Here is a 12,231-nt window from a genome sequence, read left to right on the forward strand (position 1 = left end):
GGCAAGGCGCCGCCCGGGAACCAAGGAAGGGGACGGCAGCGTCTCTGGTCTACACCACCTGTGGTGTAGACCTGTTGTAGCACGATGAAGGCGGCGTAAGGAACCCGCGAATCCGCTACGACAACGCTACGCGCCGTATCAGACCTTGGTGACGTCCTCCACCTCCTCCGCCGGCTCCCGCCCCGGTGTCTTCAGGTCGAACCGGCCGATCGCGACCCGGAACACGGCGTAGTACACGGCGGCGAAGCACAGCCCGATCGGGACGACGGCCCACGGCCGTCTCGCCAGGTTCCAGTTGATGACGTAGTCGATCAGGCCCGCGGAGAAGCTGAAGCCGTCGTGCACCCCGAGCGCCCAGGTGACCGCCATCGAGACACCGGTGAGCACGGCGTGGACCGCGTACAGCGCGGGCGCGATGAACAGGAACGAGTACTCCAGCGGCTCGGTGATGCCGGTCACGCACGAGGTCAGCGCCACCGACAGCATCAGACCGCCGACCTCCTTGCGCCGCTCCGGACGCGCGCAGTGCGTGATGGCCAGCGCGGCGGCCGGCAGCGCGAACATCATGATCGGGAAGAAGCCCGAGGTGAACTGCCCGGCGGCCGGGTCGCCCTGGAGGAACATGTTGATGTCGCCGTGCACCACCGTGCCGTCGGGCTTGGTGTAGCTGCCGAACTGGAACCAGACGGGCACGTTCAGGAACTGGTGCAGCCCCACCACCAGCAGCGCCCGGTTGGCGAGCCCGAAGAGGCCCGCGCCCCAGGCGCCCGCGTCCCGCAGCCACCCGCTGAAGCTCTCCAGGGCGGCGCCGACGGGCGGCCAGACGAACAGGCACACCACGGCGAACAGGATCGCCACGAACGCCATGATGACCGGCACCAGCCGGCGCCCGTTGAAGAAGCCCAGCCAGTCCACCAGCCGGGTGCGGTGGTACCGGGCCCAGAAGCGGGCCGCCAGCAGGCCCATGACGATGCCGCCGAAGACGCCCGGGTTCTGGTAGGTGAACGCGGTCACCGTGCCGTCCGCCCCCTGGCAGCCCGTCGCCACCACCCTCCCGGCCGCCGGGCACCCGAGCGGGAACTGCCGCAGCACGCCGTAGTAGACGAGGAAACCCGTCACCGCGGCGAGCGCCGTCGAACCGTCCGCCTTCTTCGCCATGCCGATCGCCACGCCCACGCAGAACAGCAGCGGCAGCCCGAGCTGGCCGTCCAGCAGCGCCCCGCCCGCGCCGCTCATCACCTTGGAGACGTCCGTCCAGCCCAGGCCGTCCGCGCCGAACAGGTCCGGCTGCCCGAGCCGGTTCAGGATGCCCGCCGCCGGGAGCACGGCGATGGGCAACTGGAGGCTGCGCCCCATCTTCTGCATGGCCTGGAAGAGGCGGTGGAAGCGGGTCCGGACGGGAGGGGCCGTAGTCTCGGCGGTCATGGGTTTGGCGACCCTCCCCACGGTGGTGTAGACCAGTCGGCGGACGGTTCCGCTGTCGTGATCGCCATCATCGGACACGGACGGCATGACCGCTCGCGAAGAGGGGCCAACTGTGGGTTACTGCGACAAAGCGGTTCGGATCAGGGAGAAGGAACATGGCCAGCAAGGCTGAGAAGATCGTCGCCGGGCTCGGCGGCATCGACAACATCGAGGAGATCGAGGGCTGCATCACCCGGCTGCGCACCGAGGTGGCCGACCCCGAGCTGGTCGACGAGGCCGCCCTGAAGGCCGCCGGCGCCCACGGTGTGGTGAAGATGGGTACCGCCATCCAGGTCGTCATCGGCACCGACGCCGACCCGATCGCCGCGGAGATCGAAGACATGATGTGAGCCTCCGGTTCACCCTGAAGGGGCTCTTCCCGACGCGGGAGGAGCCCCTTCCGCCTGTGCGGCTAGGCTCGGCGCATGTCTCGCATCGACGGCCGTACGCCCGAACAGCTCCGCCCGGTCACCATCGAACGCGGCTGGAGCAAGCACGCCGAGGGCTCCGTGCTCATCTCCTTCGGCGACACCAAGGTCTTCTGCACCGCCTCCGTGACCGAAGGCGTCCCGCGCTGGCGCAAGGGCAGCGGCGAGGGCTGGGTCACCGCGGAGTACTCCATGCTGCCCCGCGCCACCAACACCCGCGGCGACCGCGAGTCCGTCAAGGGCAAGATCGGCGGCCGGACCCACGAGATCTCCCGGCTCATCGGCCGCTCCCTGCGCGCCGTCATCGACTACAAGGCGCTCGGCGAGAACACCATCGTCCTCGACTGCGACGTCCTCCAGGCCGACGGCGGCACCCGCACCGCCGCCATCACCGGCGCCTACGTCGCCCTGGCCGACGCCGTCGCCTGGGCCCGCGGCAAGAAGCTGGTCAAGGCCGGCCGGCAGCCGCTCACCGGCACCGTCAGCGCCGTCTCCGTGGGCATCGTCGGCGGCGTCCCGCTGCTCGACCTCTGCTACGAGGAGGACGTGCGCGCCGACACCGACATGAACGTCGTCTGCACCGGCGACGGCCGCTTCGTCGAGGTCCAGGGCACCGCCGAGGCCGAGCCCTTCGCCCGCGACGAGCTGAACGCCCTGCTCGACCTCGCCGTCACCGGCTGCACCGAACTGGCCGCGCTCCAGCAGGCGGCGCTGGCCGACGCGCGGGCGTAGGGCCTCTCGTCCGGATCAGGCCGGGCCCGGCGAACCCGCCCCGGTCCCGGGGCAACCCGCCCCGCCCCGCGGGCGTCCCTCAGGGTACGGGCGCGCGGCCCGCCGCCGCGCGCCCGGCCAGCCGTACCAGGGGAGGGAACCCGCCATGCCCGCCAGCCGACGCCCACGCCCACATCGGGGCCGGGCCACCGTCGTCGCCGTGGTGGCCGCCGCCGCGCTCACCGCCGGCCTGACCACCGGCTGTGACGCCGTGGACAAGGCGCTGGACTGCGTGCAGACCGCCGACACCATCGCCGACCACGTCACCGAACTCCAGCAGGCCGTGGAGAACGCCGCGAACGACCCCGCGCAGGCCGACGCCTCGCTCGACTCCATCGACAAGAGCCTGCGCGAGATCGGCGGCAAGACGGACGACGCCGACGTCGACAAGGCCGTGGACGACCTGCGCCAGGCCGTCGGCGACGTCCGTACGGCGATCCAGGACGGCGACCGGACCCCGGACGTCAGGCCGGTCACGGCCGCGGCGGGCGAACTGACCAAGGTCTGCACGGCGTAGGGCCGCCCGGGGCGGGCGCGCCGGCGGGCCGTGGGCGTGGGCTACGACAGCGCCTTCTCCGCGTACATCCGCGCGATGACCGCCTCGATGTCCGGCTCCCGCACCGACAGGTCCACCAGCGGGTACCGGGCCGCGAGATGCGCGACGACCGGCGCCGCCGACTGCCCCGCCGGGAACGCCAGCCACTGCCGCGGCCCCTCCACCCGCACCACCCGCGCCGACGGCACCTCGACCGGCGGCAGTTCCCGCTCCAGGTCCACCACCAGCGTCCGCTCGCTCCCGCCCGCCTCGTGCAGCTCCGGGAGCGAGCCGTCGTACACCAGCCGCCCGTGGTCGATCACCATCACCCGGGAGCACAACTGCTCGATGTCGGTCAGGTCGTGCGTGGTCAGCAGCACGGTCGTGCCGCGCTCGGCGTTCACCTCGCGCAGGAACTCCCGCACCTTGGCCTTCGACACGACGTCCAGGCCGATCGTCGGCTCGTCCAGGTACAGCACGTCCGGATCGTGCAGCAGCGCCGCCGCGATGTCCCCGCGCATCCGCTGCCCGAGCGAGAGCTGCCGCACCGGCACGTCCAACAGGGCGCCCAGCTCCAGCAGTTCCACCAGCCGGTCCAGGTTGCGCCGGTAACGGGCGTCCGGGATGCGGTACATGCGGTGCGCCAGCCGGTAGGAGTCGATCAGCGGCAGGTCCCACCAGAGCGTGGTCCGCTGCCCGAACACCACCCCGATCCGGTGCGCTAGACGCGTCCGCTCCCGCGCCGGGTCGATGCCCGCCACCCGCAGCCGCCCGGCGCTCGGCGTGAGGATCCCGGTCAGCATCTTGACGGTGGTCGACTTCCCGGCGCCGTTCGGCCCGATGTACCCGACCATCTCCCCGCGGGCCACGGTGAACGACAGCGAGTCCACCGCCCGCACCTCGCGCCGCTCCCGCCGCAGGAACCCGGTCCTGCGGCGCACCCGGAAGATCTTCTCCACCCGCTCCAGGACGATGAAGTCCTCGCCCGCGGCCACGTCGTCCACGCTCAGCTCCCTGTGCTGCGATACGAACGGAGTCCCGCCCGCCAGGCCAGTCCCGCCAGCGCCCCGCACCCCGCCGCCACCAGCGGCGGCGTCCACGCCACCCACCCCGGCAGCCCCAGCGGGTACGGCCGCCCCAGCACCCGGGTGGCGGGCAGCCAGTTGACGAAGGCCAGCGGCAGTACGAACGTCACCCCGCGGACCAGTTCCTTGCCGAACACCGTCGGCGGGTACTGCAACAGCGTCGTACCGCCGTAGGTGAAGGCGTTCTGCACCTCCGAGGCGTCCTGCGCCACGAACTGGAACCCGGCCCCGGCCACGAACACCGCGCAGAAGATCCCGCAGCCGCTCACCACCATCACCGGCATCAGCAGCAGCCGTTCCGCCGTCCAGTCGACGTCCACCCCGGTCAGCGACCAGCCCAGCACCAGCGCGCCCTGCGTCACCCGGCCCAGCCGGCGCAGCGCGAACCGGTCCGCCGCCACCTGCGCCAGCACCGGCACCGGCCGCACCAGCAGCGTGTCCAGCGTGCCGTCCCGCACCCGCCGGCCCAGCCGGTCCATCGACCCGATCAGCAGGTCCGCCAGCCCGAAGGAGGTCGCGGACAGCCCGTACAGGAACGCCACGTCGGGCAGCGGATAGCCGCCCAGCGCGTCCACCCGGGAGAACATCAGCATGATCGCGACGAAGTCCAGGAAGGTCGCCGCGAAGTTCCCGACCGTGGTCATGGCGAACGATGCCCGGTACGCCATCGTGGAGCGCACCCACATCGCCGCGATCAGCCGGTACGCCCGCAGCCCCTCGGCCAGTCGCCCCCGGCCCTCAGCCACCCTGCACCACCACCCGCCGCGTCGCCGCCGACTGCGCCAGCCGCCCGGCCGCCAGCAGCACCACCGCCCACGCCGCCTGGAAGAGATAGGTCGGCAGCGGGTCGCCCCGCCCCAGCAGGATGTCCGCCGGGGCCTGCAGCAGCGAGGACCAGGGCAGCAGCCGTACGACCTCGCCGAGCACGCCTGGGAACACGTTCAGCGGCAGCAGCATCCCCGAGCAGAAGAACCCCAGCAGCCACGCCATCTGCACCACTCCGGTGCCGTCCAGCAGCCAGAACGCGCTCAGCGCCACCAGGTACCGGATGCCGAAGCCGACCGGCATCGCCAGGACGACGGCGACGAGGAACGCCACCCAGGTGCCGACGTCGGACGGCAGGTACACGGGGAAGCACAGCGCGCCGAACACGAACGGCACGAGGCCCCGGCCCAGCAACTGGAACAACGCCCGGCCCAGGTCCGCCGCCAGCCACCACAACTGGAGGTCGGCCGGCCGGTACAGGTCGATCGCCACGTCCCCGGTGCGGATGCGCTCCATCAGCTCGTCCTCGACACCGCCGCCCCCGAGCGCCAGCGTCGACAGGAACGCCTGCCCGAGCCAGACGTAGGTCGTCGCCTGTGCCTGGTCATACCCGCCCAGGTGGGGTCGCTCCGACCACAACGCCTGGTAGGTGTAGACGAGGATGAGACCGAAGACGGTGTTCGTGAACACCCCTGCCGCAGTGGCGGCGCGGTAGGTCGCGTACCGTCGGAACCCCCCTGCCGCGACCGCCGCGTACAACCGTCCCGCGCCCACGCAAGTCGACCTCCTCGGACCACTCGACACCGAAGCGCAGGAGCCTAGTCCGGAGGCCCGGTGGCCGGCCACGCGTTTTCCGCCGGAAGCGTGCCGGAATCCGGGAACGGAACGCCAGGTGCGGGAGTCTCAGACAGGGGGAGCGCAGAAGCGTATGAGGCGTACGGGAACGTACGACGCGAAACAGGAGTCCGTGCACGACATGAGCGACGAGCCGCAGCCGCAGCAGCCGAACGAGGGCGTGGCACCGGAAAAGCCGCTGCCGGCTGAAGGGCCCGGGAAGCCGGGGGGCCACGAGGAGAAGTCCTCCGGACGGCCCGGGAACCGGCCCCGGCACAGGCCGGTGGCCGAAAGCCGCCCTGCCGTCCGCCCGGAAGCCGCCGAGGGCACCGAGAGCACCGGAAGCACCGGAAGCACCCGCAAGGGTGACCGGGGTGCGGGCCCGGCGGCCGGGAACGGCTCCGGACCGGCGGCCCCGGACCGGACGGCGTCCACGGCCCGCGCCGCCCGGCCGGAGGGGCAGGTGGACCGGAAGGGGACCGCGGGAGCCGGCACCGGTCCGGCGGGCGCGCAGTCCGCCGAGAGCACCCAGGTGCTGCGGCGCATCACGCCGCCCAAGGCACCCCGGACGTCCCCGGAGGAGTCCGGCCCGCCGCCGGAGACCACCCAGGTGCTCCGCCGGGTCACCGCGCCCCGCGCGGGGAAGCCGGCCGGACCGGAGAAGCAGGGCAAGCCGGCCGGGCCCACTCCGCACGCCGACGGGAACCGTCCCACGGACGGGAACCGTCCCACGGACGGGAACCGCCCTGCGGACGGGAAGCAGCCCGCCGACCGGAACCGGTCCGTCCGGTCGGCCGGTGCGGCTGCCGGTGCAGCGGCCGGTGCCCAGGGCGCCGCGTCCGCCGGTGGCGCCTCCGCGGCCGGTGCCGCCGCCGGTGCCCAGGGTGCCAAGGCCACTGGTGCCGGTGCCGCCGCGTCCGCGCCTCGCGCCGGAACGGGCGCCACGGGCGCGGAGCGTACGACCGGCGGGGCCTCCTCGTCCGCCCCGTCGTCCCCGGCCGCCGCGAGAGCGGCCCGGGCCGCCCGTGCGGCAGGCACCGCGGGCGCCGCCGGTGCCGGTGCCGCCGCCGGTGCCCAGGGCGCCCAGGCCGCCGGTGCAGCGGGTGCCGCGTCCGCCGGTGCCGCCGTGCCCGCGCCCCGCGCCGGAACGGGAGCCAAGGGCGCCAAGGGTGCCAAGGGCGTGGAGCGTACGACCGGTGCGACTCCGTCCGCCCCGTCGTCCCCGTCGTCGTCCCTTTCCTCCCCGGCTTCCTCCCCGGCCGCCGCGAGAGCCGCCCGCGCCGCCCGCGCGGCGGGCACTGCGGGCGCCGCCGGTGCCGGCGCTCAAGGCGCCCAGGCCCCCGGCGCCGGTGCCGCCGCGGAGGCGGAGGGCACCGAAGACGCGACCACCGTGCTCGCCGCCGCCGACGGTGGAGCCGGTGGCGGCAAGGGCAAGGGCGGGAAGAAGGACAAGAAGGGCAAGCGGCCCAAGCGGACCGGCTGGCGGCGGATCTTCCCGACCTGGCGCATGGTGCTCGGCACCTTGGTCGTCGGCGTCCTGCTGCTGATCGGCGTGTTCTTCGTCGGCTACTCCCTGGTCCAGATCCCGCCGGCCAACGCGTTCGCGACCAAGCAGGCCAACATCTACCTCTACGCCGACGGCTCCCAGATAGCCCGCGACACACGCGACAGCCAGGTCAACCGCGAGAACGTCGGGCTCGCCGAGATCTCCAAGGACGCCCAGCACGCGATCCTGGCCGCCGAGGACCGCGACTTCTACAGCGAGTCCGCCGTCGACCCCAAGGCGATGCTCCGCGCCGCCTGGAACACCGCGACCGGCAAGGGCAAGCAGTCCGGCTCCACGATCACCCAGCAGTACGTGAAGAACTACTACCTCGGCCAGCAGCAGACGGTCACCCGCAAGGCCAAGGAGTTCTTCATCTCGATCAAGCTGGACCAGAACAAGTCCAAGGACGAGATCCTCCAGGGCTACCTCAACACCAGCTACTTCGGCCGCAACGCCTACGGCATCCAGGCCGCCGCCCAGGCCTACTACAGCCGGGACGCCGCCGGCCTCGACCCGGCCCGCGCCGCCTACCTCGCCGCGCTCGTCAACGCGCCCAGCGAGTACGACGTCGTCGCCCACCCCGAGAACAAGAAGGCGGCCGTCGCCCGCTGGAACTACGTGCTGGACGGCATGGTCAAGAAGGGCTGGCTCAAGGAGTCCGAGCGGGCCGGCATGAAGTTCCCGATGCCCAAGGAGCAGACGATCTCCACCGGCATGTCCGGCCAGCGCGGCTATCTGGTGGAGGCGGTCAAGCAGTACCTGACCAGCAACGACATCATCGACTCCGACCACCTCGCGGCCGGCGGTTACCGCATCACCACGACCATCCAGAAGGACCGTCAGGACGCCTTCGTCAAGGCGGTCGACGACCAGCTGATCAGCAAGCTGGACAAGGAGAACCGCAAGGCCGACACCTACGTCCGGGCCGGCGGCGCCTCCGTCGACCCCAAGACGGGCAAGGTCGTCGCGATGTACGGCGGCATCGACTACGTGAAGCAGTACACCAACGGCGCGACCCGCGGTGACTTCCAGGTCGGCTCCACGTTCAAGCCGTTCGTGTTCACCTCCGCCGTGCAGAACGGCTCCACCACCCAGGACGGCCGGCGGATCACGCCGAACACCATCTACGACGGCACCAACCAGCGCACCGTCCAGGGCTGGAGCGGCACCCCGTACGCTCCCGAGAACGAGGACCAGAAGTCCTACGGCCCGATCACCGTGCGCAAGGCCACCGATCTGTCGGTGAACTCGGTGTACGCGCAGATGGCCGCCGACGTCGGCCCCGGCAAGGTCAAGGACACCGCGGTCGCCCTCGGCATCCCGGCCGACACCCCGGACCTCTACCCGTCCCCGTCCATCGCGCTCGGCACCGCCAACGCCAGCGTCCTGGAGATGGCGGAGGCCTACGCCACGCTCGCCAACCACGGCAGGCACGGCACGTACACCCTGGTCGAGAAGGTCACCAAGGACAACCGGGAAGTGCTCAAGCTGCCCGGGCAGCCGGCCAAGCAGGCCGTCAGCCGCGAGGCCGCCGACACCACCACCTCGGTGCTGCGCAGCGTCGTCGAGAGCGGCACCGCCACCGCCGCGCAGGCCGCCGGCCGCCCGGCGGCCGGCAAGACCGGCACCGCCGAGAGCGACACCGCCGCCTGGTTCGCGGGCTACACGCCCGACCTCGCCACGGTGGTCTCCGTCATGGGCCAGGACCCGGTGACGGCCAAGCACATGCCGCTCTACGGCGCCCTCGGCGCGGCCCGCATGAACGGCGGCGGCCCGCCCACCCAGATCTGGGCCCAGTACACGCACGACGCGCTGGCGGACAAGCCGGCCGCCGACTTCGACCTCCAGCTCGAACAGGGCGCCGACGAGATCCAGGAGCCGCCCGCCACCGCCACGGCCGAGCCCGGCACCGACGCCGGCCAGGGCGACGCCGGCACCACCACCACCGACGGCGGCCAGGCCACCGGCGGCGCGACCGCCACGCCGACCACCGGCGGCACCACCGGCACGCCCGCCACCGGCGGCACGACGACCGGCGGCGGCACCCCGGCCACCGGCGGCACCACCACGGACGGCGGCGCTACGGCGACCGGCGGGGACGCCGCCACCGGCGGCGCGACCACCGGCGGCGGCACCCCGGGCACCGGCGGCGCCACCACGGACGGCGGCGGTACGGCGACCGGCGGCGGCACCCCGGGCGGCGGCGGTGCCGGCACCGGCGGCGACACCGGCACGCTCGCGGGACCGGGAGGCGGCCCCGGCACCTGACGGCCCGGCTCAGTGACCGCTGGTCGCCTTCAGACCCACGACGGCGACCAGCAGCAGGCACACGAAGAAGATCCGGGCGGCGGTGACCGGCTCGCCCAGCACCACCATGCCGAGCACCGCCGCCCCGGCCGCGCCGATGCCCACCCAGACGCCGTAGGCCGTGCCGATGGGCAGGGACTTCGCGGCGTAGGACAGCAGGACCATGCTGGCGACGATGCCGGCGCCGGTGAACAGACTCGGGACCAGCCTGGTGAAACCCTCGCTGTACTTCATCCCGATCGACCAGGCCACTTCCAGCAGACCGGCGACGACGAGCAGAACCCAGGCCATGACAGACACCTTCCGGGACACGACGGCATTTCTCCGCGGGTGCGTCGTCTTTGCCTTCGACCCGGTACGGCGCGTCTCGTCGGGTTCCCTTCGAACATAGCAAGCCCACGCCGAAGAGGGCCGGTGACGATGGTCACCGGCCCTCTGGCGGTCCGCCGGGAGGGGTCCCGGTCCTACAGGTACAGCCCCGTGGAGTCCTCCGACCCCTCGAACCGGTCCGCGGCCACGGCGTGCAGATCACGCTCGCGCATGAGGACGTAGGCCACGCCCCGCACCTCGACCTCCGCCCGGTCCTCCGGGTCGAACAGGACCCGGTCGCCGGGCTCCACCGTCCGTACGTTCTGCCCGACCGCGACGACCTCGGCCCAGGCCAGCCGCCGCCCGACCGCCGCGGTGGCGGGAATCAGGATGCCGCCCCCCGACCGCCGCTCGCCCTCACCGGTCTCCTGCCGCACGAGAACCCGGTCGTGCAGCATCCGGATGGGCAGCTTGTCGTGATGGGGGGTGCTGTGCTCGTTTCTGTTGGCGCTCACGCGTCGAACCTACCTGTCCCGGTCAGTCCCGGCGCCGCCGGGCCCCGAGGGTGAGCAGCCCCACGACACCCACGACGACGAGCGCGACGGGCACGACCCGCTCCAGCCGGGGCGCCCCCTCCTCGTCGACGAACCGGGCCCGCACCTCGCTCACGACCCGGTTCACCTGCACGTACGCCCGGCCGACCGTGTGGTCGACGTTCGCGACGACCTTGGCCTTCGCATCCCCGACGATGGTCTTGGGATGCACGCGCACCCCGATCTCGTCGAGCGTCTCGGCCAGCACTTCGCGGCGGCGCCTGATGCCCGCCTCGATCTGCGCCGGGGTTCTGGTGTCCGACGTGTCCGCCACCGTACGGCCTCCGAAGTCTCTGCTGCTGTTGCGGACAGTCTGTCAGCTCACGGCCGCATCGCACCCCAAGGGCCCCCGGTTACGCTGGTCCGATGAGCGAGCGACTGCAGCCCGGGGACGTTGCCCCCGCCTTCACCCTCCCCGACGCCGACGGCAACGAGGTGTCCCTGTCGGACCACAAGGGCCGCAAGGTCATCGTGTACTTCTACCCGGCCGCCCTGACGCCCGGCTGCACCAAGCAGGCCTGCGACTTCACCGACAACCTGGAGGTCCTGGCCTTGGCCGGCTACGACGTCATCGGCGTCTCGCCGGACAAGCCGGAGAAGCTGGCGAAGTTCCGCGACCAGGAGTCCCTGAAGGTCACCCTGCTGGCCGACCCGGACAAGCGGGTCCTGGAGGCGTACGGCGCCTTCGGCGAGAAGAAGCTGTACGGCAAGACGGTCGTCGGCGTCATCCGCTCCACGGTGGTCGTGGACGAGGAGGGCAAGGTCGAACGCGCCCTGTACAACGTCAAGGCCACCGGGCACGTAGCCAAGATCATCAAGGATCTCGGCATCTGACGTCCGAGGGCGCTGCCCGGCCGCTAGCATGGCCGGGCAGCACCAGGCGGCCGTGGTGGAATTGGCAGTCACGCTGGGTTTAGGTCCCAGTGGGGTAACTCCCGTGAGGGTTCGAGTCCCTCCGGCCGCACCAGCGTTCAGCCCAGCAGCTCCCGCACGACGGGCACGAGGGCCCGGAACGCCTTGCCCCGGTGGCTGATGGCGTTCTTCTCCGCCGGACTCAGCTCGGCACAGGTGCGCGTCTCGCCCTCCGGCTGGAGGATCGGGTCGTAGCCGAAGCCGTGGGTGCCGGCCGGGGTATGCCGCAGGGTGCCGTTCAGCCGGCCCTCCACCACCCGTTCCGTGCCGTCGGGCAGGGCCAGGGCCGCCGCGCAGGCGAAGGAGGCCCCGCGGTGCTCGTCGGCGATGTCGGAGAGCTGGGCGAGCAGCAGGTCCAGGTTGGCCTGGTCGTCGCCGTGCCGGCCGGCCCAGCGGGCGGAGAAGATGCCGGGGGCGCCGTTCAGGACGTCCACGCACAGGCCCGAGTCGTCGGCGACCGCGGGCAGTCCGGTGGCCTGGGCGAGCGCGTGCGCCTTGAGCAGGGCGTTCTCGGCGAAGGTGACGCCGGTCTCCTTGACGTCGGGGACCTCGGGGAAGGCGTCGGCGCCGATCAGTTCGTGCGGCAGTCCGGCCTCGGCGAGGATCGCCCTCAGCTCGGTGATCTTTCCGGCGTTGCGGGTGGCGAGGATCAAGCGGGTCATGCCCGCCAGTATTCCTCCCC

Annotated in this window: 13 protein-coding genes, 1 tRNA gene and 1 riboswitch; of the genes, 6 read left to right on the forward strand and 8 right to left on the reverse strand. The window is 72.4% G+C overall.

Annotated features, from left to right (window positions below; all coding sequences use genetic code 11):
- Positions 1-138: 138 nt before the first annotated feature.
- On the reverse strand, positions 139-1,425 hold the full coding sequence (locus tag ACZ4SV_RS27175; protein WP_468007152.1) for a PTS transporter subunit EIIC: 1,287 nt from the start codon (positions 1,423-1,425) through the stop codon (positions 139-141).
- Between the two features lie 155 nt (positions 1,426-1,580).
- On the opposite strand from ACZ4SV_RS27175, the gene ACZ4SV_RS27180 reads away from it, so the two are divergent.
- The 3 genes from ACZ4SV_RS27180 (at position 1,581) to ACZ4SV_RS27190 (ending at position 3,180) form a co-directional block, all read left to right on the forward strand.
- A complete protein-coding gene (locus ACZ4SV_RS27180) occupies positions 1,581-1,814 on the forward strand; it encodes a PTS sugar transporter subunit IIB (RefSeq protein ID WP_365876654.1) in 234 nt (77 codons plus the stop codon).
- Between the two features lie 75 nt (positions 1,815-1,889).
- Entirely contained in the window at positions 1,890-2,624 is a 735-nt protein-coding gene (gene rph / locus ACZ4SV_RS27185; protein WP_365876652.1) for a ribonuclease PH, read from the forward strand.
- A 145-nt stretch (positions 2,625-2,769) separates the two neighbouring features.
- Positions 2,770-3,180, forward strand: a complete 411-nt coding sequence (locus ACZ4SV_RS27190) for a hypothetical protein (protein WP_468007154.1) — start codon at positions 2,770-2,772, stop codon at positions 3,178-3,180.
- Positions 3,181-3,221: 41 nt separating this feature from the next.
- Here the strand turns inward: ACZ4SV_RS27190 and ACZ4SV_RS27195 are convergent, their stop codons facing one another.
- From ACZ4SV_RS27195 to ACZ4SV_RS27205, 3 genes are read right to left on the reverse strand one after another with little or no spacing between them, the layout of a single operon-like run.
- Positions 3,222-4,202: an ABC transporter ATP-binding protein gene (locus tag ACZ4SV_RS27195; RefSeq protein WP_365876648.1), complete on the reverse strand. Its 981-nt coding sequence runs from the start codon at positions 4,200-4,202 to the stop codon at positions 3,222-3,224.
- Positions 4,203-4,204: 2 nt separating this feature from the next.
- On the reverse strand, positions 4,205-4,969 hold the full coding sequence (locus tag ACZ4SV_RS27200) for an ABC transporter permease (protein WP_397947412.1): 765 nt from the start codon (positions 4,967-4,969) through the stop codon (positions 4,205-4,207).
- Positions 4,970-5,021: 52 nt separating this feature from the next.
- Positions 5,022-5,822 (reverse strand): ABC transporter permease, encoded by an 801-nt coding sequence (locus ACZ4SV_RS27205; RefSeq protein WP_468007156.1) that lies wholly within the window; start codon positions 5,820-5,822, stop codon positions 5,022-5,024.
- Between the two features lie 1,450 nt (positions 5,823-7,272).
- Between ACZ4SV_RS27205 and ACZ4SV_RS27210 the strand changes: the two genes are divergently transcribed.
- Positions 7,273-9,696 (forward strand): transglycosylase domain-containing protein, encoded by a 2,424-nt coding sequence (locus ACZ4SV_RS27210; protein ID WP_468007349.1) that lies wholly within the window; start codon positions 7,273-7,275, stop codon positions 9,694-9,696.
- Positions 9,697-9,705: 9 nt separating this feature from the next.
- Here the strand turns inward: ACZ4SV_RS27210 and sugE are convergent, their stop codons facing one another.
- From sugE to ACZ4SV_RS27225, 3 genes are all read right to left on the reverse strand, one after another.
- Positions 9,706-10,026 carry a quaternary ammonium compound efflux SMR transporter SugE gene (sugE, locus tag ACZ4SV_RS27215; RefSeq protein ID WP_365872232.1) on the reverse strand — a complete coding sequence of 107 codons (321 nt, stop codon included), beginning with the start codon at positions 10,024-10,026 and terminating at the stop codon, positions 9,706-9,708.
- Positions 10,027-10,064: 38 nt separating this feature from the next.
- Positions 10,065-10,127: riboswitch (guanidine-III (ykkC-III) riboswitch) on the reverse strand.
- Between the two features lie 72 nt (positions 10,128-10,199).
- Entirely contained in the window at positions 10,200-10,559 is a 360-nt protein-coding gene (locus ACZ4SV_RS27220; protein ID WP_014672972.1) for a GroES family chaperonin, read from the reverse strand.
- A gap of 22 nt (positions 10,560-10,581) precedes the next feature.
- Positions 10,582-10,911: a DUF3618 domain-containing protein gene (locus ACZ4SV_RS27225; protein WP_468007159.1), complete on the reverse strand. Its 330-nt coding sequence runs from the start codon at positions 10,909-10,911 to the stop codon at positions 10,582-10,584.
- 92 nt (positions 10,912-11,003) lie between these two features.
- Here ACZ4SV_RS27225 and bcp point away from each other — a divergent pair, with 92 nt between their 5' ends.
- On the forward strand, positions 11,004-11,471 hold the full coding sequence (gene bcp / locus ACZ4SV_RS27230; protein WP_468007161.1) for a thioredoxin-dependent thiol peroxidase: 468 nt from the start codon (positions 11,004-11,006) through the stop codon (positions 11,469-11,471).
- Positions 11,472-11,517: 46 nt separating this feature from the next.
- A tRNA-Leu gene (locus ACZ4SV_RS27235) sits at positions 11,518-11,604 on the forward strand.
- A 4-nt stretch (positions 11,605-11,608) separates the two neighbouring features.
- Here ACZ4SV_RS27235 and rdgB read toward each other — a convergent pair.
- Entirely contained in the window at positions 11,609-12,211 is a 603-nt protein-coding gene (gene rdgB / locus ACZ4SV_RS27240; RefSeq protein WP_365872238.1) for an RdgB/HAM1 family non-canonical purine NTP pyrophosphatase, read from the reverse strand.
- Between the last annotated feature and the right edge of the window lie 20 nt (positions 12,212-12,231).

The sequence above is a fragment of the Streptomyces sp. NPDC027672 genome (genome assembly GCF_055566335.1).